This is a genomic window from Streptomyces sp. BE303 (assembly GCF_036290945.1).
In the GTDB taxonomy this organism is placed as follows: Bacteria; Actinomycetota; Actinomycetes; order Streptomycetales; family Streptomycetaceae; genus Kitasatospora.
In genome coordinates, this window is sequence record NZ_JAQYWZ010000327.1 from 65,058 (window position 1) to 86,471 (window position 21,414).

Below are 21,414 nucleotides of genomic sequence, written 5' to 3' on the forward strand. Positions count from 1 at the left end.
CCGAGCGAGTCGAACGCGCACACGTGCGCAGTTGCGTAGTTACTCAACTCAGGATCACCTCCTTTCAGTGTGCCGCCACGATAGGCAGGTCCACCGGAGGAGAGCAACGGATTTATTCTCAGGCGGACTTGAGCTGGTCCTGCAGCTTGGCGAAGTCGATCACGTTGTCGGCCGGCGGGGCCTGGATGGTGAGCGGCTTGTCGTAGTCGGTGAAGTCGATCTGGCCGCCCTCGGTGCCGCTCTTCTTCTCGACCCGCAGCGGGTAGAACTTGCCCTCGGTGGCGACGTGGATCGTCGACTCCTCGCCCTTCCGGTCCTTCACCTTGAGGCTGAAGGCCTTCTGGCCGTTGACGGTGGCGGCCCCGCCCTTGGTGGCCTCGCTCTTGCCGGAGTCGTCCGAGACGATCTTCGCGGTGAAGTCCTTGAGGTTGCAGACCGAGGTGAGGTCCTTCATCTCGGAGTCCTGGAGGCCCGACAGGTAGCGGCCCTTGAACAGCTCGGCGGCCTTCGCCCCCTCCTTGCCCGCGATGGCGGTCCAGAACTCCTTGTCCGGCTTCACGTACGACTGCTTGCCGTCGCTGATGATCTCGAACTTGCCCATGCCCGGCATGCTCATGGTGCCGGTGCACTGGCTCTTGGTGTCGAGGGCCAGGTCGATGGTCATCTTGCCCTCGTCCATGGCGATGTCGCCGGTGATCTTCACGGACGTGGCGGCGGACAGGGCGTCCTTGGTCGCCTGCTCGATCTCCTGGGCGCTGAGCTTCTCGGTGTCCAGCTTCGGGGCCGCCCCGGCCTTGCTCTGGGTGTCCCCGCAGGCGGTGGCACCGGCCGCCAGCAGCAGACAGATCGCGGCGGTGCCGGCAAGGCGCTTCGACAGCATGAGTGCGTTCCTAACTCGGCGCGATGGTCCGCGTCCGAACGAGTGACTTTGCACTTCAGTATGCTTTACGGCTTTTTTAGGGGATCTTGACCGGGGCCGCTGTTACAGGTTCGTGGCAGGACCGTGCCGTCGCCGAGTTCGGAACGGGAACGGCGAAGGCCCGGAGGACGAGTCCTCCGGGCCTTCCGCTGCTGAGTAGCGGGGACAGGATTTGAACCTGCGACCTCTGGGTTATGAGCCCAGCGAGCTACCGAGCTGCTCCACCCCGCGTCGGTAAACACAACTATACGGGGGAGCCACCCGAATGGGAAATCGGTTCCCCGGCGGCCCCCGGACCGCCCGCGGGACCGCCCCCCGGGCGGGCCCCGGAGCCGCCCCGGAACCGGCGGGGGAGCCCGCCCCGGAACACGCCCGCGAGGGGGCCGCCGCGCCGTCCGGACACCGTGCCCCTCCCGTGGTGCGGGGCGTGCCGGGAGGTCCGTGCGCGGGCCCAGGCGGCGAAGCAGACCAGCGCCGCGAAGCACGGCACCATCAGCACCGCGTACACCAGCAGGAACCCGCGGGTGCCCAGGTCGGCGGCCGCGTTCCAGGTGCCGTGCAGCGCCATCGACAGCACCAGCCCGGCCGGCGCCGCCAGCCGGGCCAGCAGGCGCCGCCCGGTGGTGAGCGTGAGGGCCAGGCCCAGTCCGGTCAGCGCGGTGAACAGCGGGTGGGCGAACGGCGAGAGCAGGCCGCGCAGGACGAAGGTCTGTACGGTGCCGTCGAAGTCCCGCAGGCTGGGCGCCTCGCCGAGCCCGATGCTGTCCAGCCGCTGCTGCTGGTCGTCGGTGAAGGCCCGGCCCAGGTAGAGCGCGTTCTCGGTGAAGGCGAAGCCGCAGGCGGTGATCCCGCCCAGGACCACCCCGGCGGCCAGCGTGCGCGGCCGGTACCGGGCCCGTCGGTGGTCGCGGGTCGGCGGGGCGGGGCGCAGGTAGGGCAGCGGGCGCAGGTAGGGGCGGAGCCGGAGCCGTCCACGGGCGTGCGCGAGGGCGGGGCGGCGGTCGTACCCGCGGGGCTGCCGGAGGCCGGGCAGCGTGCGCAGCACGGAGGCACAGGGGCGGTCCGAGCCCCGGCCGGTACATCGGAGCCGCGTGCCGAGCGGGAGCAGCAGGACGAGCAGGGCGGCGCCCTTGGCGCTCTCCTCGATCACCGGGGTCACCAGGTCGGCGCCGAGCACCTCGCCGAGGCTGCCCTGGTGGGCGGTCAGGTAGCTGTTGGTCCAGCCGTTGGCGAGGATCGCGAACGTGGTGGCGGCGCAGGCGCCCCAGCCGAGGCAGAAGACGGTGTGCCGCAGGGGGACCCGGGCGGTCTGGTTGAGCCAGGCGAGGCCGCCGAGCACGAACGGCAGCGGGACCAGGGCCAGCCCGAGGCCGACCAGCAGTCCGGTGGTCCCGGTCTGCCGGCGGACCAGATGGAGGATCAGCACCCCGCAGCCGGTCAGGGCCAGGACGGCGGTCGCGGTGACGGAGGAGGTCGCGGCCGAGCGGGCGGCGCGGCCGGCCCGGGCGGCGCGGGCCGCTCGGGGCGGGCGCCCCGGCCGGGACGCCCGCGGGCCGGCCGGGGGATCGGCGGCGGGGTCTGCGGGCGGGTCGGCGGCGGGGTCGGTCCGGGGGGCGGCCGGCGGGCCGAGCACGGCACCGGTCCCGGTCCCGGTCCGGGCCGCGCGGGTCGGCCAGGGCACGAGCCGGTGCACCCGGCGCTCCCGGGGCCCCGGGATGGTCCGGGTGCCGGCGGTGCGCGGAGGCATCTCTCGGTCGTCGGCGGCCCGCACGGTGGTGTGGTGCCCGCCGGACGGGCTGCTCACCCGGCACAGGGTAGGCCACACCGCCGGGCCGCCGGGAGGAGTCGGGACGAATCCCCCGCCCGCGCGCATCCGCCGGCCGCCGTCGCGGAGGCCGGACGACCGCCGGGTCGAACACCCGGCGGGGGATCAGCGGCGGCGGAACAGCAGGTCGTGCACCACGTGGCCCTTGGCGATGCCCGCCCGTTCGAACTTGGTGACCGGGCGCCAGTCGGGCCGCGGCGCGTACCCCGGGACGGAGCCGTCCGGGTGGTCCGCGGGCTCCAGCCAGCCGGTGCCGTCACCCTCGGGGTGCAGGTTCTCCAGCTCCGGCGAGGCGGAGAGCACGTCGAGCATCTGCTCGGCGTACGGCTCCCAGTCGGTGGCGCAGTGCACCAGCGCGCCGGGCGCCAGCCGGGGCAGCACCAGGTCCAGGAAGGACGGCTGGATCAGCCGGCGCTTGTGGTGCTTGGGCTTGGGCCACGGGTCGGCGAAGTAGACCCGCAGGCCCGCCAGCGAGGCGTCGGAGAGCATGTCGCGCAGCAGGATCACGGCGTCGCCGGCGGCGGCCCGGACGTTCCGGCTGCCGTCGCGCTCCAGCATCCCGAGCAGGTTGCCGTGGCCGGGGGTGTGCACGTCGGCGGCCAGGATGCCCGTCGCCGGGTCGGCGGCGGCCATCGCGGCGGTCGTCTCGCCCATGCCGAAGCCGATCTCCAGCGTGACCGGCAGGCCGTCGAACAGCGCGGCCAGGTCGAGCGGGGTGCCGTCGATCGCTATGCCGTACCGCTCCCAGCCCCGGTCCAGCGCGCCCGCCTGGGCGTTGGTCATCCGGCCCCGGCGCGGCTGGAAGCTGCGGATGCGCCGCTCGCTGTGCTGGGCCTCGGTGGCCTTGTGCGGGTACATCGGCGCCGGGTACGCGGCGGGCGCGGCGGAGAGCCGGGCGGAGGGCGATGGCTGGGGGATCGGGGCGGTGGCAGTCACAATCAACCGAGTCTACGGGGCCGCCCGGCACGGCCCGCAGGCCCTGTGACGGTCCCCACGTCCGGCCGGGCGGGGGCGGAGGTCACCCGTCGGCGTCCAGCGCCGCCAGCGCCCGGCGGGCCACCTCGCGGCCGATCGGGAGCGAGGCCGTGGCCGCGGGGGAGGGGGCGTTCAGCACGTGCACCAGACGGCGGGTGGAGCGCGGGTCGTCCGGGTCGAAGCCGGCGAACGCGAAGTCGTCCAGCAGCGAGCCGTCCCGGGCCACCGCCTGGGCCCGGACGCCGGCGGCGGCCCGGACCAGGTCGGCCGCGGTGACGGCGGGCAGCAGCCGCTGCACGGCGGTGGTGAAGGCCCGCTTGGAGAGCGAGCGGCGCAGCTCGCCCACCTCGTAGCGCCAGTGCCGGCGGGCGATCTGCCAGGTGCCGGGGAAGGCGAGCGTGTCGGCGAGGTCGCGCGGGCGGACGGTGCGCCAGTCGTAGCCCTCGCGGGCCAGGGCCGGTACCGCGTTCGGGCCGACGTGCACGTCGCCGTGGATCCCCCGGGTGAGGTGGACGCCGAGGAACGGGAAGGCGGGGTCGGGCACCGGGTAGACCAGGCCCCGGACCAACTCCCGGCGCTCCTTGGTGAGTTCGTAGTACTCGCCGCGGAACGGCACGATCCGCACCCCGGGGTCGTCGCCGGCCAGCCGGGCGATCCGGTCGCTGTGCAGTCCGGCGCAGTTCACCAGCACCTGGCAGCGCAGTTCGCCGGTGGAGGTCTGGACGGTCACGCCGTCCGGCCGGCGGGCGACCGCCCGGAGCTCGGCGCCCGTCCGGATCTCCGCGCCGGCCTCGCGGGCCAGCCGGGCGTAGGCGGCGGCCACGCCGGGGTAGTCGCAGATGCCGGTGGTGCCGATGTGCAGCCCGGCGACTCCGGTGACGTACGGCTCGTGCTCGGCGATGCCCCGGCGGTCCAGCTCGGTCACCGGGATGCCGTTGGCCCGGCCGCGTTCGGCCAGCGCGCGCAGCCGGTCCAGTTCGGCCGGCCCGGTGGCGACGATCAGCTTGCCGGTGACCTCGTACGGCACGCCCTGGGCGCGGCAGAACTCCACCATCTCGGCGGCGCCGGCCACCGCGTACCGGGCCTTGAGCGAGCCCGGCCGGTAGTAGACGCCGCTGTGGATGACCCCGCTGTTGCGCCCGGTCTGGTGCGCGGCGAACCCGGGCTCCTTCTCCAGCACGGTGAGCCTGAGCCCGGGCCGGGCCCCGGCCAGCGCGTTCGCCGTGGAGAGCCCGACGATCCCGCCCCCCACCACCAGTACGTCGACGTCGTACGCCACCGCCCGCTCCTCGCCTCGCTCGCCCCGACCGGCCCCCGCCTGCCCGCGATGCTGCCACGGCGGCGGGGGCCGGTCGAGTGGGCGTCAACGGCGCTCGCGCTCCCCCCACGGCCAGTCCGCGTCGCGCCCGGACTCCAGCAGCGGGACGAGCCGGAAGGCCGCGTCGGTCAGCCCGCCGAAGGTGTGCCGGCCGGGCCCGGCCGGCGCGTGGGCGAGGGCGTAGCCGGCCAGGTTCCAGGTGTAGACGGGCACCCGGGCCGGGACGGCCGCCAGCGGGTCGTGGCCGTGGAGGCCAGGCCCGGTCTGCTCGTCGGTGACGATCACCACCCGGTCGTGGTCCCGGTAGTGGGCGCGGACGGCCGCGGCGGTGGCGGTGCCGCCCAGGCTGCCGAAGCGGTCCAGCACGCGCAGCACCGCCTCGCTCCTGCCGACCTCGACGACCCGGCTGGTCGAGCCGAACTCGACCAGGTCGGCGTCGGCGGCCCGGACCTTCAGCGCCGTGCCGAAGATCGCCGCCGAGTCGGCCCGGTTGAGCCCGCTCCGCTCGCTCGGCCGGTCGAACATCGACCCGGACCGGTCGACCAGGATCAGCGTCCGGCCGGGCAGCGCCGGCACGTTGGCGAGCGAGTGGGAGAGCGCGGTCTCCAGCGCGTGCCCCCAGCGCAGCGACGGCGTGTGCCGGTACGCGGCCAGGTAGCGGAACGGGAACTGGCGGGAGCGGCGCACCTCCTCCCGGTCGCCGATCCGCCGTGCGACCTCGGCCGCGACCGCGTCCGAGACCCCGGCCCGGTCGAAGTTGCGCAGGTTGCGCACCAGCGCCATCGGGCCCATGGACGGGATGACGGCCTCCCAGACGGCCGCGTCCAACGGCCCCTGCAGCCAGCCGGCCAGCGCCTCCCAGGTCATCCCGGCCGCGGCCAGCCGCTCCGCTCCGCCCTCGCCGGTCACCACCGCGCGCCGCCGGTCGACGGGGAGCGCCAGCAGGTCGCGGTGGGCGGTGAGCAGCGGGTCGCCGGTGGGCGGGGCGGTCTCGTCGGGCCGGTGCCGGCGGTCCAGCGCGTAGCCGAACAGCGCGCCCTGCCACGGCTTCTCCGGGTGGGGCGCCGGGTGGGTCAGCTCCAGCACGTCGGCGAAGCGGTAGCCCTTCGACGCGGTGTCGTACTTCAGCAGCGCGCGGCCGTCGTAGAGCCGGCGGACGGCGTCCGCGACGCCGCGCTTGACCGGCTTCGGCAGCGCGCGCCCGTAGCGGGACGTCCAGTAGGCGAGCAGTTCTCCGGGCTCGTCGGCACGCCGCAGGACGGCGTCGACCGCCCGGCGGGAGTACCCGGGCTCGCCGGCGTCCAGCCGGGCCCGGGTGAACTCGGCCGCGCCGACCAGCGCGGCCGTCCGCAGCTGGCCCTCGTGCCGGAGCCAGCGGAGCAGGCCGAGGGTCCATTCCGGGTCGCTCACGGCGAGTTCGCGGACCAGCGCGGTGTAGCGGTCGTCGCGCCGGCCGCCGCGCTCGTGGAACGTGTCCTGCCCGACCATGTTCGCGACGGCCAGCAGGAAGAGTTCGGACTTCGCGTCGCGGAGGTGTCCGGTGCCGCCGTTGTGATTGACCGCACGCTGCCCGGTGGTGGTCACGGGCGAGCTCGCGCTCGGCCTGGTCCGGCGGACGTTGAAACGCGACATGGTGGAACCCCCCTGCTGGCTGGTGGAAGTCGTGCGGGAGGCACGGCGGAGGAAGGGGTGCCCGAGATCGTGCCGGCCCGGCGGCCGACGACGGCGGGGGTAAGAGGCTTGTGCTCTACCGGATTGAGCTAGCGGCCGCGCTCGCGCACGGACCGCCCGGGATTCGAACCCGGAACCCCAAGATCCGAAGTAACCCCGGCCTGCGCACCGGGCACCCCGGCGCAGTGCCTCCCGAGATCACAGTGGCGGCGGTGTCGCGGGCTCGAACCGCAGCGCCTTTCGGCGCCTCACCAAGAAGTAACCGCTGCCGTCGCACCGGGAGGTGCGGAAAACCTTTTCACGAATGGGTGTCCAGAGATCGAGGACGGCTGAGGTGACGAAGCTGCTCTACCTGACTGAGCTACACCGGCCGGAAATGCCGGTGGCGGGATTCGAACCCGCGACCCGCCCATACGAAGTGGAAGTAACCTCTGCCTGCGCACCTGGACGAGAAGGACGATATCCGGGGGCCTTCCGGCCGTGCATCCGAATTAACGCCGGCAGTCCGGCAGTCCGGCAGTCCGGCAGTCCGGCCGTCCGGCCGTCCGGTTGCCCGGCCGCCCGGTGGGTCCGGGCTGCCGGGTCGTCGGACCGCGTCCGACCGTGTCCGGAGGCGCCGCCTACGCGGGGGCGACGATCACCGAGCGGGCCCGTTCGGCGAGCTCCCGCACCCGGCGCTCGCTCTGGAACGGCTCCAGCCGGCGCAGCATCTCCACCACGTACTCGCGGCTGCGCTGCGAGGAGATCCGCCCGGCCACCTCGACGGCGCGCTCGCCGGCCGCGACCGCCGCGTCCAGGTTTCCCGCCTCGGCCTCGGCCATCGCGGAGACCACCAGGCGCAGGCCGTGCGAGCGGACGAAGCCCTCGGTCGGGCGGGCCAGCGCCTCCCGGGTGAACTGGCGGACCTTGGACGGCACCCCGAGGTCCCGGAAGCACTCGGCGGCGTCGGCGGCGAGCCGGTCGTAGGCGTAGAAGTCGATCCACGCCGGATCGGGATCCCCGGCGCGGGCCCGTTCGAGCGCGCTCTCGGCGGCCCCGAGCGCCGTCGCGCACGCCGCCGCGTTGCGCGCCCTGGCCTGGGCCCGGGCCTCGACCAGGTGGAAGAAGCTCATCGTGCGGGTGGTGGCCAGGCCCCGGTTGCGCTCCAGTGCGGCCTGGGCGAGGTCCACGGCCTCCTCGGCGAAGCCCCGGTAACAGGCCTGCAGGCTCATCGAGGCCAGCACGTAGCCGCCCAGCGGCACGTCGGCGGCGGCCCGGGCCAGGCGCAGGGCCTGGATGTAGTAGCGCTGGGCGGCTTCGTGCTGACCGGTGTCGAAGGCCATCCATCCGGCCAGCCTGGTGAGTTCGGCCGTCGCGCCGAACAGCGCACGGCCCACCGCGTCGCTGTACGAGGCCAGCAGCAGCGGCGCGGCCTCGACCCGCAGGCACTCCGGGACCATCGACGAACGCCAGTCCCCGCCCCCGTACTTGGAGTCCCAGCGGCGGGCCTCCTGGGCCGCCTCGCGGAGCTTGGCGGCGTCCGAGTGACCGACCCGGTACGAGCCCGCCTCGACGGGGGAGCGCAGGGGGAGCTCGCGGGCCACCGAGCCGTCGGCCGGGGTGATCAGCCAGCGGGAGACGGGGGTCGCGTACGCCGCGACGGAGAAGGTGCCGGCCAGGCTGTCGCTCCAGCGGCCGCCGCCGGGGCCGCGGCGCAGGTCGAGGTCGACCCGCCAGAGGTCGGTGGCGGAACGGACCGCCTCGGACACCTCGCGAGGGAAGGCCAGGCCGAGTTCGGGCGCCGGATCGGTGTCACCGAGGCCGATCTCCTCCAGCGGGACCGGCCGCCCGAGCTTGCCGCCGATCGCGGTGGCGATCAGGTGCGGGACGGGGCCCTGCGGCACCATGCCCTTGCTGACCCAGCGGGCCACCGAGGTCTTGTCGTACCGGAGCGTCAACCCGCGTTGCGCGCCGAGGTCGTTGACCCGGCGAGCCAGCCCGGCGTTGCTGATCTGGGCGAGAGTCAGGAGCGTGCCGAGCCGTTCGTTCGGTCCTCGTGGGCTGACGGTCATGGTGGCGGGGGCACCTCCTGCGGCCTTGTGCGCGGGGCCCGGGCGGCACCGGGCCGTAGCTGCTGTACCTAGAGTAGTCGGACGCGTTCCGAGGGTTAAGAGGCCGCATTCCGGATGGCGGGATCGCGCACCCGGTCGCGTCCGGCGGGCGGGTCGGCGAGTTGGTCCGGACCACCCGGATCCGGCCGTGCCGCGGTGTTCCGACCGCGCGCCGGAGTGCCGTGCTCCGGTCCCGTGTCGATGTGCGCCCGGCCGTGCCCCCTGGCCCGACCGGCTGGTCGGCGATTCGCTGGTGGTCGTGGGTCGGCCCGCCGTCGAGGACCCGGCGGGCCGGGGGAAGCCGCCGTCTACATCCCCGCGGGCGGCGGCGAAGTCCGGGAGGGCATGCGGATGCCCTCCCGGACTGAGCGACGCCTTTCGGCCATTTCGCGATGGCCATGACAAGGCGACGTGAGGGGCGGTCCGGGCCGAGGAGGGGGAGGCCCGGGTCGCCCCACCGGAACGGGTCGCCCAGGCGTTCGACCGCCGGTTCCGACTACCCGCGGTACTCACGCCCCGGATCGCGCCGCACCCCGGATCCCGCGGAGTCGCCCGGAGTTCCCCGGGGCGCCGCGGCTGCCCGGCCCCGGTCCTCCTCCGTTCGCCGCGCTCCCGGTTTCTCCCCGCACCGGAAACGACAACTCCGGTCACCGGACGGCCGAGCGGTGGCACCATGTCTACTGACGGCGCGCCGGCCCGCGGTGGGCGCCCGCCGCGGCGCACCACGGGATGGAGGGGGACGCCCGGCGGTGGACGCGCCGCGCGGTGCAGGTCCTCGTCCGGTGGAGGCACGATGCGGTGGCTGACGGGCTGGTGCACGGCCGCACCCCGACCGGGCGCCCCGGCGCACGAACCCCCCGGCGCAGTGAGCCCGATCGCCGCGCGCCTCCTGTGGAGCGGCCCCGACCCGCTCTGGGCGGTCGGCGACTGGCGACCCGAGGAGATCCGCCTGGTCACCCTCCGGCCGGGAGCCCCCGCCACCGTCACCTCCGGCCACGCCGGTCCCGACCGGGTCGAGGACACCCCCGCCACCAGCCGCCTCGCCGTCCTCGGCCACTGCGGCGCCTCCGACGCCGAACTCGCCGCAGGTCTGGCCGCCGCCCGCGGCGGCGCCGTCCGCCACCTCACCGTCTGGCCCGGCAGCTACACCGCCGTCCTGCGCACCGGAGTCCGCTCCACCGTGCTGCTGACCGACCTGGCCGGCGCCCAGCCCGTCTTCCACACCCCCTGGGCCGGCGGCACCGCCTACGCCACCGCCGCCCTCCCGCTCGCCGACCTGGTGGGCGCGCCCCTCGACACCGGCCACCTGGCGGCCCGGCTCGCCTGCCCGGAGTCGCCGGAGGCACTCGGCACCGGCACCCCGTACCTCGGCGTGCAGCGCGTCCCGCCCGGGCACGCGCTGGCCGTGCGCGGGGGGCGCCCGTACCTCACCTCGTACGACGAACCGGGTGCCGACGGCGCACGGCCGCCCGGCGAGGCGGCGGCCGTCCGCGAACTCACCCGGGCACTGCTGGAGTCGGTCCGCTCCCGGGTCCGGACCAGCCCGGCCGGGACCGCGCCGCCGGCCGTCGGGTCCGGGCGTTCCCGGCTCGGCGTGGACCTCTCGTACGGGACGGCGTCCGCCACCGTCGCGCTGCTCGCCGCCGCGGTCCCGCTCGCCTCGGGCCCGGCCGCCGTGCCCCGCCGGGCCGGTCCGCAGGCCGCCGGGGCCGACCCGGTCGGCAGCGCGGTAGGGGACGCGGTGGGGGACTTCGCGGACTCCGGTGAGCGGGCGGCAGCGACGGGCAGGGCCGGCGGCCGTGCCGCGCCCGGTGCGGTAGTCGGGCTTGCCGGCCGGACCGGGGCGGTCAAGGGCTCCTGGGCCCGCCCGGCCGCCCGGCCGCTGCCCGCCACCGAACAACTCGCCGCCGTCACCTTCGGCGAGACCGCCTTCGACGGGCGCGGTTCCGGGGAGGACGACGGCCCGGCCGCCCTGACCCTCGCCCCCGACGTCCCCCGGCTGCGCCACACCGTGCTCGCCCCCGGCCCGGCCACCCTCCCGTACGCCCACCTGCGCTCCGACCCGGCCGCGGGCCGGCTCACCGACGAGCCCGGCCCCGAACTGGTCGCCGCCGCCGGCGCCGAGGCCCGCTTCGACGTCGGCGGCACGGACCACCTCACCGGCTACGGCGCCCGGCAGGTCCTGGACGGGCACCCGGCCCGGCTGGCCGACCTGGTCCGGGCCGGCCGCTCGCGGGAGCTCCTGTCGCCGGTGGTGGCCCTGGCGGGTGCCGACCGGGCCGCCGCGGGCGTGCTCGTCGGCGCGCTGCGCACCCCGCTCGCCGTGGTCCGGGCCGCCCACCGGCTCTCCCGGATCAGGTTCGCCGACGCGCTCGACGACGTCGCGGTGAAGCTGACCCTCCGGCACGTCCCGGACGGCGGCGGCACGGCGGGTGCCCGCTCGGTCGGTGACCTCGCCTGGGTGGTGCCCGGCCCGGCGGCCCGCTGGCTCTCGGACGAGGCCCTCTCGGCCGTCGCCCTCAGGCTCCGCCTGGCGGCGCGCGAACCGGCGCCCGGGGAGCACCCGGGCGCGCACCGGGCCCGCCACGCCCTCCATCGGCACGCGCGCGGGTTCCGCACGCTCGTCCACGCCACGGAGCAACCCGGTCAACGGCTGCACGCGCCCTTCCTGGACAACCAGGTGGTGCGCGCCGCCCGTCTCCTCCCCGCCGACGTCCGGCTCCAGCCCGGCGCGCGGCCCGCCCTGCTGCAGGCCGTCCTCGCCGGCGCCGGCCGCACCGACCTCCCGCCCGGGTGGGGACGGGGCCCCCGGCCCGACCGCACCACCGCCACCCGGGCGGGCCTGCGGCTCGCCGCCGACGGACTGGCCGAACTCTTCGACGCACCCCTGCTCGCCGAGGCCGGCCTGATCGACCTCCGTGCCGTCCGCGCCGACCTCGCCCGCGCCGCCGACCCGGCGACGCCCCTCGCGCCCGCCGCCCTGGCCGGCCTCGCCGACCTGGTGGCCACCGAACTCTGGCTCCGCCGCGTCCGCGCGCGCCGGCACGGCGCCTGCTGGACCGGCCTCCCCCTGCCCGAACACACCGCCCTCACGCCGCCCCGCTTCGCCTGACCCGGCCGCGGTACGGCTGCCCCGCCCCGGGGCCCGGCGCGCCCGCGCAGGGGTCCGTCCGGAGCAGGACGTCGGCCGGTCCGACGTCCTGTGCGCACCGGGCCGCCCGCCCGCGCCCTGCGCGAACCTGGCCTGATCCTGCCGCCCCCGTCCGCCCCGGTCGGCCCCGCCCCGCCCCGGTCCGGTCGTCCACGACGCGCTGCGCCCCGCTGCGCGCGCCCGCCCCGCACCCCTCCCGCCGCGAGCCGCACCGACGTCCGCCCGGCGCGGCTCGCCCGTGCGGCTGGGCCGTGCGGGCGATCATGGCGGGGCGTTCCGTCCCCTTCCCCTGCGGAGGCCGTGGTGACCAGTGCCAGTCCGGACCCGTCCGTCCCCGTCGTGCTGTCGGTGCTCGGCCGTCCGCCGACGGGCCGTCCGCCGGGGGTGCTGGCGGCGTGCGACGGTTCGGACGGCTCGCTCTGGGCCCTGGACCGGGCGATGACGGAGGCCGAGGTGTTCGGCCTGCCGCTGTACGTGCTCGCGGTCGTCAACCCGGCGCCGGCCGGGTACCCCCCGGGGATGGCCGAACTCGTCCAGGAGAGCGTGGAGACCCTGGTCGAGTCGATGGCGGACGGCCTCCGCCGCTCGGTGGCCGCCGTCCAGGAGGCCCGTTCCCGCCCGTACGAGGGGGAGTTCTCGCTCCACGTGGTGCTGGGGAACGTGATCGAGGTCCTGCTGGCGGCCTCGGCCCGCCAGCACACGGTGGTCGTCGGCACCCGGGGCAACGGCGGGTTCGCCCGGCTGCTGCTGGGCTCGGTCAGCGGCGCTCTGGTCCATCACGCCGCCTGCCCGGTCCTGGTGGTTCCGGCGCCGCCCGAGCACTGAGTCGCGGGCCACCTGCGGGCCTGTCGGGAATGTCCCGAGATGGTTCACCGTTCACCTATCTCGGACCGCATCCCTTCCACCCCTGGAGCCCCCGTCATGAAGGTCGAGATCTACTCCGACATCGCCTGCCCCTGGTGCTACATCGGCAAGCGCCGTTTCGAGCAGGCGCTCGACGGCTTCGCGGGCAAGGAGAACGTCGAGGTGGTCTACCGGCCGTACCAGCTGGTGCCGGACGCCCCGGCCACGGCGAGCCCGCACCGGGAGTGGCTGGCGGAGCGCTACGGCCCGCAGTCCGTCGCGATGGACGCCCGGGTGGCCGAGCTCGGCCGGGCCGAGGGCATCACCTACGACTTCGACGCCGCGCTGCACGCCAACACCTTCCTCGGCCACCGGCTGCTGCACCTCGCCGAGACCGAGTACGGCGCGGCCGTCCAGGGCCGGCTGAAGGAGGCGCTGCTGAAGGCGCACTTCACCGACGGCGTGGACGTCGGCGACCGTGCCGCACTCACCGGTGTCGCCGTCGAGGCGGGCCTGGACCGCGACCGGGTGACCGCCTACCTGGCGGGCGACGAGGGTGTCGCCGAGGTCCGCGCGCAGCTGGCCGAGGCCCGCGAGCTGGGCATCACCGCCGTGCCGACCTTCGTCTTCGAGGGCAAGTGGGCGGTCCAGGGCGGCCAGGAGGCCGAGGCCTTCCGTCAGGTGCTGGAGCAGGTCGCCTCCGAGATCGGCGAGCGCCGGCCCGCGCCGGTGCCGGTCGTCCCGGCCGGCGAGTCCTGCGCGGACGGCTCCTGCGCCGTCTGATCACCCGACACGCGGCCGGTCCGCGTCCGCCCTCCGGATCGTCCGACGACCGGATCACCGCACAGACGGATCACCGCACGACCGGATCACCGTGGGGACGGATCGACGCCCGTCGGAGCCCGCTTCAGGAACACCTGAAGCGGGCTTCGGCCCAGTCGGCCATGTTCAGCGCCGACCAGACGCCGTTCGCCGGCGTCACCACCAGCCGGATCGACTTCTGACCGGCCAGCGGCACGTGCACCGGCACCGCCGGATCGCCGGCCCGCAGGGCGGGCGAGCTCCACAGGGTGCGGCCGTCACCGCCCTGCACCGAGAAGACCACACCGCCGATCGAGACGGTCAGGTCGTCCATCCCGGCCACCGCGTCGAACGACGTGCAGCTCCGGTTGAGGTCGATCAGCGTGGTGGCGGGGGCGTGCACGGTGATGCCGTGCGCGTGCCGGGCGCCGTCGATGCTGACGGCGTCCCGCTGCCAGAACCAGTCGCTGCCCTTCTGCCGGATGCTCGGCTGCGGCGGCGGCACGCGGTTGTTGCCGGGCTTGACCACCGGAAGGTCGTCGGCCCAGAAGTCCGTCGGCTCGGGCAGCGGCGGCAGGGTCGGCGCGCTGGGCGTCACGGTCGGTGTGGGCTGCGGGGGCCGCGTCGGCGTCGGGATCACCGGCACCTCGGGCGTGGGCACCGGCGGCACGCTCGGTGTCGGGACCACGGGGACCGGAACCGGGGGCGGCGTCGGGGTGGGGGTGGGAGTCGGCGTGGGCTTCGGTGGGTGTGTGGGGGTCGGCGAGGCCGCCGGAGTGCCGGCGGGCGCCTTCCCCGGCGGCGCCTGCGGGGGCACGGCCTTCGGCGTCGGGACGGGCGGCGGGGGCGCGGACGGGCTCGGCGCCGGTTCGACCGGCGCCGGTCGGGGGCTGCTCGGCGCCGGCTCCGGCTCCGGCACGGGGGCCGGCGCAGCCGGCGGTGCGGGCGCGGCGGGCGCGGAGACCGGCGGAGCGGCGACCGGGGGCTTCGGCTCGGGCGAGCCGGTGAGCGCGTAGGCGGCGACGGCGGCTGCGGCCACCGCGACGGCGGCGGCGATCCCGGCCTTGGCCGCGGTGCCCAGACCCTCGCCGACCGCGCCGGCGCCGGCCCCGCCCCCGCCCCCGCCCGAGGCGCCTGCCCCGGCCGCTCCGCCCGCCGCCCCGGCGGTCCCGCCGGTGGCCCCGGCGGCTCCCGCCGAGGCCCCGGCCGTGGCACCGGCCGTTGCTCCCGCCGAGCCGCCCGCCGTGGCGGCCGCGGTGCCGGCGGCCGCACCGCCGACCACCGCCGCCCCGCCCACGGCGGCCGCGGCGGCACTGAACCCGCCCACACCGATCCAGACCAGCACGCCGCCGGGCAGCAGCGCCCGCAGTCCGTGGTTGATCTCGGACAGCTCCAGGCATGCGGCCGTGCACCGGTCGCACTCCTTGAGGTGTCGGCCGACCTCCGCGGAGGCCCGCTTGCGCAGCGAGCCCCGTGCGTAGGCGCCGAGCCGGTTGGCGTACGCCTCGCAGTCCCGCTCCTGGCTGCCCGAGACGTGCGCCTGGAGGAAGGCGGCGGCCAGCCGGTCGCGGGCCCGGTGGGCCTGGACGGCGGTCGCGTTGGCGGTCTTGCCGAGCATCACCGCGACGGTCTTGGGGGACTCCCGCTCGACCTCGGTGTGCCAGAGCACCACCCGGTCGTCCTCGGGAAGTTCGGCGTAGGCCTGCATCACCATGCGCTGGTCGGCCAGCGCCATCGCCCAGGCGTCGGCGCCGGGGTCGGCCAGGTCGAGGTCGACGACGGCCGCCGAGGTCTGCGCGAACACGCTGAAATCGTCGACGAGTTGCTCGCGCCGCTCGCTGCGGGTCCAGGCTGCGGCGACGTTCCGCACGGCGGTCAGCAGATAGGCGCGGACGGCGAACTCCGGCCCCTTGCCCGCTCGCAGGGCCTGAAGCGTCCGGGCGAACACCTCGCCGGCCAGGTCCTCGGCGGTGAAGCTGTCCCGGCAGCAGGTCCGGGCGTAACGGCGCACCGAGTCGACGTGCCGGCGGTAGATCTCCTCGTACGCGGTGTCGTCGCCGGCCCGGACCATGGCGGTCAACTCGGCGTCGGAAGCGGGACGTTCGCCGTCCACGGGGTCGGCGGGCGCGGGCACGGTGGGGCGCGCCGGGGTGCCGGGGCCGACGAAGGCCCCGGGGGTGACGCTGCCCAGCCCGGCCGGGGCCTGACCGGGTACGCGGCCCTGCGGGAGGGCGGCGGCGGAGGCGGAGAGCGTCTCGCGGCTGGGCATCCCGGCCTGGTCCGGCACCTGTGCGGACTGCAACGGGCCGGGCGGCGTCTGTTCCGGCTGCAGCTGCCCCGACGGTCCGGCGCCCGGGGTGGCGGGACCGGCGGCCGGGCCGTCAGGGCCCAGGTCGGGCCCGCTCGCGGCGGACCGGCCGAAGTCGAGGCCGTAGCCGTAGTCGTTCTGTTCCTCGGCGCTCACAACGGACCCCAGATTCCACGACAGCCCCCGTAGTGTGGCAGGGCGCGCGGGAGTGCGTGGGCGCACGATTCCCCGTTGCACGGCGCCGAGTGCGCGCGAACGGCGCGCATCGGGACATTGGCTCCAACCACGGGCAAAGGATGGCATAGCGCAGAGTTGGGCGGTAGCCGGACCGGCGGTGACCCACTCTTCCGTGGGGCCGTCGCGGATGTGTTCGCCCTGCTCCCGTCACCCGGGGCGACGGCGGCCGCACCCGGCGCGCGACCAGGTCCGCGCGCCGCCCGAATCTCCAACCTCCTTGCCCGGGGCGGACGGAGAGCGCCCGACCCGGGTGATGATCAGCGTGCCCGTAGACCGTCCAGCAGGATCTGCAGCAACCGGTCGGCCGGCCCTTCGCCGGGTTGACCGTCCGTCTGCCGACCACTCGGCGACTGGGTCGCCTCCCCGAGCGGGCCGACCCCGGACACCGCCGCCGACACCGGGGCGGCACCGGACACCGGCCCCCCTGCCGGAGCCGGCAGAGCCGCCGGTCCGCTGCGCGCGGCGTGCACCGGTACCGACGCGGTCAGCACCAGCACCACGTCCGCGACGGTCACCCCGGGCCGCAGCTCGCCGGCCGCACCCGCACGCGCCACGAGCGCGGCGAGCAGCTGCAGCAGCAGCCGCGGATCGGCGTCGGCGACCAGTACGCCGGCCTCGCCCTCGACCGTCTGCGGCCCCCCGGCGTGCGTTCCGCTTCCGTACGGCCCGCCGGCGTACGTCCCGCCTCCGTACGTCCCGCCCGCGTGCGCGCCGTGCGCGCCGGGGAGCGGCTCGTACCGGGCGGAACCGAACGCCGTGTTCAGCCCCACCACGTCGGGCGAGCGCTGCTCGGGCACCCGGCCCAGCTCCTCCGCGTACCGGAACGCCTCCGGCGGCAGCAGCCGCCCGGCCCCGGTGGACACGGCCCGGGCCAGGTACCCGGCCAGCGACTCCCACGCGCCGCCGCCGCCGTAAAGCGACTCGCGCGCCTGGGCCGTCAACCAGGCGACCTCCTCGGCGGCGATCCGCTGGACCAGCACCTCCTTGCTCGGGAAGCGCCGGTACACCGTGCCGACGCCGACCCCGGCCCGGCGCGCGACCTCCTCCATCGGCGCGCCGTATCCGAACTCGCCGAACACCTCGCGGGCCGCACGCAGCACGCTCTCCAGATTCCGCCGGGCGTCCACCCTCAGGCGTGCGCCCGGCAGCGGCCCGCCGGCCGGCACCGGTTCACCCCGGTACGGGGCCGCCGAATACACCGCCCCGGGCTGTGCAGGTGGTTCGGCGGGGCCTCGTTGCTCCGGCACCACGCCTTGGCCGGGGTGCGCCGCACCCGCTCGCCCCAACAGTCGCTCCTGCTCCATCATCCCAACTCTCCCCCGCAGGCGTCCGATCCCGGACCCTGTCGTCGCCCGCCCCTGCACCCCCCGGTGCAGCTCCGCCTGAAAGAAATGACCGATGCCCCATCGCTAGTGCCGCTGGTACCGCCCGGCCGCGGGTGCGGCCACGCGCAGACCACCCGGGCCCGTTCCGGCGGGTACCGCCGAACGTTCCGGGTACGACCGGCCCGGTGTGGCGGCGCCCGTCCGGGGCCTCGCCCGGGAACTACCCTTCCCCGGATCACGGTCCCGCAGTCGGGTTCTCCCGCCAACACTAGAACTGGCCGTAATGACCGATCCACGGTGCGTCGCCACCAGTTGACATGGCGGTGGCCGCTCCGCCACACAATCCGACCATAGTTCACGGCAGTTCGAGGCCGAAAGTGCGTCAGAAACTCGCCCAGGCAGCACATTCGTCCCCACGAGTCGTCTCACGCCCCATCCGTCACAGCACAGGCGGTGGACAAGAGCGGCCCGGCGGTCCTTTATTGGTGGGCGTGATGGGGGCATGCCCGGTCGAAGGCGGGCTGCCGGCCCCATCGACAGGAGGTGCGCCATCAGGATCCTGATCGTCGGCGGCGGGTGCGCGGGGATGTCCACCGCCCTGCACCTCCAGCGCGGCCTGCGCGAGCGGCTCCGCCGCGGCGAGGACGAACTGACCCTGGTCGAGCCCCAGGGCTATCTCACCTACCACCCGCTGCTCGCCGAGGTCGCCGCCGGCTCGATCGACCCCCGGCACGTGGTCGTCCCGCTCCGCCGCGAGCTGCCGGACTGCCGGGTGCTCACCGCCCGGATCACCCGGATCGAGCACGCGACCCGCCGGGCCTGGGCCGATGCCGCCGCCAAGGGCGAGCCGCCCGCACCGGTCGAGCTCGACTACGACGTCCTGATCCTGGCCCCGGGCTCGGTCTCCCGCACCGCTGCCGTCCCCGGGCTGGCCGAACACGGCCGCGGCTTCTCCACCGTCGGCGAGGCCGTCGGCCTGCGCAACCACGTCCTGGAGCAGCTCGACCTGGCCTCCACCACCCGCGACCCGGCCCTCCGCCAGGCCGCGCTCACCTTCGTCTTCGTCGGCGCCGGGTACGCGGGCGTCGGCGCGCTCGCCGAGCTGGAGGACATGGCCCGGTACGCGATCCGCGGGCACCACAACATCAGCCCCGGCGACCTCCGCTGGGTGCTGGTCGAGGCCACCGACCGGATCCTCACGGAGGAGTCGCCGGAGCTCGCCGCCCACACCCTCGCCCAGTTGCGCGAGCGCAGCGTGGACGTCCGGCTGCGCACCACCCTGGAGTCCGCGGCCGACCGGGTCATGGCGCTCTCGGACGGCAGCCGGTTCGCCGCCCGCACCCTGGTCTGGACGGCCGGCGTCCGCCCCGCCCCGCTGCTGCGCGAGACCGACCTGCCACTGGACACCACGGGCCGGGTCCGCTGCCTGCCCACCCTCCAGGTGCTCGCACCGGACGGGCGGGCGCTGCCCGGGGCGTGGGCCGCCGGGGACTGCGCCGCCGTGCCCGACCCGCACGCGGACGGCGCGCCGTGTGCTCCCAACGCCCAGCACGCCTTCGCCCAGGCCGAACTGCTGGCCGCCAACGTGCTCGCCTCACTGGTCGGGGGGCCGCACGGCGCGGGCATCGTCGCGTACCGGCCGGGCGCACCCGCCTGTTCCACCTCCTTGGGCCTCGGGCGGGCCGTCGCCCACACGCGGCGCGGCGGACGGCTCACCGGGCGGCGGGCCTGGTGGCTGCACCGGGCCCGGCACCTGCGACGGCTGCCGAGCGGGGACCGCCGGGTGCGGGTGCTGATGGACTGGGCGCTGGCCGGCCTCTTCTCCCGCGAGGTGGTCTCGCTCGGAAAGCCCGAGCAGCCGGAGTTCGCCGACGACCGGCCCACGTGAGGCGCCGTCCGCGACCCCCCGGGGGCCCGCGGACGCGTCACCGGGGCCCGGGAGAGTCCCGCCGTCACCGATCCGACGACCGCGCCGGGCGCGGGCGACTTCCGGAATCGGGTCTCCGCCTGACAGGATCTGCCCGACCGAGTCATTACCCGGTGTGCTGATGTGCATACAAAAAGTGATGATATGTCTGGAACCCGAGGAAGCGGCCGTCGTTTGAACCTCATGCGCTGGAGCGCCCGGCTCACCGGAGTCCCGCGGCGTGCCGCCCCGTCGGCCGGGGACGGCACCGACCAGGGCCCGCCGTCCGGCGACGGCGTCGTGGTGCCCAGCCCCCGAGACCCCACCAGCCCCACCGGCCATTCCGGGCTCCTGGACGTACTCGACCCGACCGGCGTGTTCGACCCGCACCGGCCCCAGGACCTCCGCGAGGTCCTCAACCGCATCCCCGCGCCGGTCGCCGTCACCTACGGACCGCTCCACCAGCTCGGCTACGCCAACCGCGCGTACCGCGAGCTCTTCGGCGAACGGTCCACCGGCCTGCCCGCCTGCGACGCCCTGCCCGAACTCGGCACCCTCGGGGTCCTGCCCCTGATGGACCAGGTCATCCGCGGCGGCAGCCCGCGCAGCGTCAAGGCCCGCTGCATCCTCGGCCTCACCGGCAACCGCTACTACAACGTCTCCTGCGTCCCGCTCAGCCGCGACGCGGGCCACGGCGAGCCGGGCGCGGCCGACGACCGGACCGCCGGCGTCCTGATCTTCGCCGCCGAGGTCACCGACCAGGTGCTCGCCGCCGCCCGACTCCGCGAGTCCGAGCGCCGCCAGCGCGAGGCCGCCGTCACGCTCCAGCGCAGCCTCCTCCCGCAGAAGCTCGACCAGCCCGCCGACCTCCGGGTGGCCGCCACCTACCAGCCCGGCGGCGCCGAGGCCGCGGTCGGCGGCGACTGGTACGACGTCAACGCCATCGACGGCGGCCGCACCGCCCTGGTCATCGGCGACGTGATGGGCCGCGGCCTGCGCGCCGCCGCCGTCATGGGCCAGCTCCGCACGGCCGTCCGCGCCTACGCGCGCCTCGACCTCCCGCCGCACAAGGTGATGAGTCTGCTCGACGGCCTCGCGATGGAGATCGACGCCAACCAGATCGCCACCTGCACCTATGCCGTCTGGGATCCGCAGCGGCACACCCTCGGCTACGCCTCGGCCGGTCACCTCCCGATGCTCCTGCGCTGCCCCGACGGCACCGTCCTGCGGAGCGAGGAGCAGAACGGACCGCCGCTGGGCACCGGCGGCGGTGTCCACCTCTCCCACACCCTCCGCCTTCTCCCCGGCACCACCGGCGTCCTCTACACGGACGGCCTGGTCGAGCGTCGGGACGAGGACATCGACCAGGGCCTCGACCTTCTCGCCCACACCCTGGCCGGCGCGGTCGGCGCCCCGGACGTGGTCTGTGCCCGTCTGCTCCGCGCCATGGGGGTCACCTCCGACCACGACGACGACGTCGCGGTGCTCGCCTTCCAGTTGCCGACGGAGGAGGAGTCACCCGCCCGGAAGCCGGCGCTTGACTCCGTCTCCCACGAGGTCTAGTGTTCTCCGAGTTGCCTGGCAGGGAGCACCGGACACGCATCTGCGCGGACGGTCCCGGGGCGGCCAATCCTCTGAAACACCACCTCTTCCTGTATTCGGGCCGAGGCGTGTCGTCCTTTTTTCGATACGTTCCGGCCAGGGTCCAATTGGCGTGCTCGCTTTCGGGGATTGCGGTCGGATTCGCTTTTCGGAGCGGGGGTCGGCTACAGTTCAGAACGTCGGACGGGGCGTCAAGCCGCAGAAGACACCAGCGAGTTGGACGAACGAAGCGCCGGAAGCGGAGCGGAAAGCGTCTGGTAGGCTGGAAGCACGAAAGCGAGTCAGGTGAGTGAAACTCCGGAAAACGGAGCGGAAAACGTCTGGTAAGCTGGAAACACGAAAGAACGAAGCGCCCGGAGGGTCGGTGTGAAAGCCGCCTGAAGGAAGTGTCCGTTCCTTGAGAACTCAACAGCGTGCCAAAAGTCAACGCCAGATATGTTGAC

The 21,414-nt window shown here is 75.4% G+C and carries 12 protein-coding genes, 1 tRNA gene and 1 pseudogene; 5 read left to right on the plus strand and 9 right to left on the minus strand.

The window, feature by feature from the left end:
* Positions 1–118: 118 nt before the first annotated feature.
* The 7 genes from PUR56_RS04295 to PUR56_RS04325 form a co-directional block, all read right to left on the minus strand.
* A complete protein-coding gene (locus tag PUR56_RS04295) occupies positions 119–880 on the minus strand; it encodes a hypothetical protein (RefSeq protein ID WP_329878526.1) in 762 nt (253 codons plus the stop codon).
* Positions 881–1,076: 196 nt separating this feature from the next.
* Positions 1,077–1,150, minus strand: a tRNA-Met gene (locus PUR56_RS04300).
* Positions 1,151–1,163: 13 nt separating this feature from the next.
* On the minus strand, positions 1,164–2,723 hold the full coding sequence (locus tag PUR56_RS04305) for a PrsW family intramembrane metalloprotease (RefSeq protein WP_329947899.1): 1,560 nt from the start codon (positions 2,721–2,723) through the stop codon (positions 1,164–1,166).
* Between the two features lie 126 nt (positions 2,724–2,849).
* Complete coding sequence (gene trmB, locus PUR56_RS04310; RefSeq protein ID WP_329947900.1) at positions 2,850–3,680, minus strand: tRNA (guanosine(46)-N7)-methyltransferase TrmB; 831 nt, start codon at positions 3,678–3,680, stop codon at positions 2,850–2,852.
* Between the two features lie 82 nt (positions 3,681–3,762).
* Entirely contained in the window at positions 3,763–4,998 is a 1,236-nt protein-coding gene (lhgO, locus tag PUR56_RS04315; RefSeq protein ID WP_329947901.1) for an L-2-hydroxyglutarate oxidase, read from the minus strand.
* 84 nt (positions 4,999–5,082) lie between these two features.
* On the minus strand, positions 5,083–6,669 hold the full coding sequence (locus PUR56_RS04320) for a TROVE domain-containing protein (protein WP_329947902.1): 1,587 nt from the start codon (positions 6,667–6,669) through the stop codon (positions 5,083–5,085).
* A gap of 659 nt (positions 6,670–7,328) precedes the next feature.
* Positions 7,329–8,759, minus strand: a complete 1,431-nt coding sequence (locus tag PUR56_RS04325) for an MFS transporter (protein ID WP_329878516.1) — start codon at positions 8,757–8,759, stop codon at positions 7,329–7,331.
* Between the two features lie 904 nt (positions 8,760–9,663).
* On the opposite strand from PUR56_RS04325, the gene PUR56_RS04330 reads away from it, so the two are divergent.
* The 3 genes from PUR56_RS04330 (at position 9,664) to PUR56_RS04340 (ending at position 13,575) form a co-directional block, all read left to right on the plus strand.
* Entirely contained in the window at positions 9,664–11,910 is a 2,247-nt protein-coding gene (locus PUR56_RS04330) for an asparagine synthase-related protein (protein WP_329947903.1), read from the plus strand.
* A gap of 342 nt (positions 11,911–12,252) precedes the next feature.
* Positions 12,253–12,774, plus strand: a complete 522-nt coding sequence (locus tag PUR56_RS04335; protein ID WP_329878512.1) for a universal stress protein — start codon at positions 12,253–12,255, stop codon at positions 12,772–12,774.
* Between the two features lie 96 nt (positions 12,775–12,870).
* Entirely contained in the window at positions 12,871–13,575 is a 705-nt protein-coding gene (locus PUR56_RS04340) for a DsbA family oxidoreductase (protein WP_329878510.1), read from the plus strand.
* 124 nt (positions 13,576–13,699) lie between these two features.
* On the opposite strand, the gene PUR56_RS04345 is transcribed toward PUR56_RS04340, so the two are convergent.
* Together PUR56_RS04345 and PUR56_RS04350 are read right to left on the minus strand one after the other, a co-directional pair.
* Entirely contained in the window at positions 13,700–16,057 is a 2,358-nt protein-coding gene (locus PUR56_RS04345) for a sigma-70 family RNA polymerase sigma factor (RefSeq protein WP_329947904.1), read from the minus strand.
* A gap of 338 nt (positions 16,058–16,395) precedes the next feature.
* Entirely contained in the window at positions 16,396–17,238 is an 843-nt protein-coding gene (locus PUR56_RS04350) for a TetR/AcrR family transcriptional regulator (RefSeq protein WP_329947905.1), read from the minus strand.
* An 811-nt stretch (positions 17,239–18,049) separates the two neighbouring features.
* Here PUR56_RS04350 and PUR56_RS04355 point away from each other — a divergent pair.
* Positions 18,050–19,351 (plus strand): NAD(P)/FAD-dependent oxidoreductase, encoded by a 1,302-nt coding sequence (locus PUR56_RS04355; protein WP_329947906.1) that lies wholly within the window; start codon positions 18,050–18,052, stop codon positions 19,349–19,351.
* 213 nt (positions 19,352–19,564) lie between these two features.
* Positions 19,565–20,881: pseudogene (locus tag PUR56_RS04360) on the plus strand (PP2C family protein-serine/threonine phosphatase); the annotation flags it as partial.
* Between the last annotated feature and the right edge of the window lie 533 nt (positions 20,882–21,414).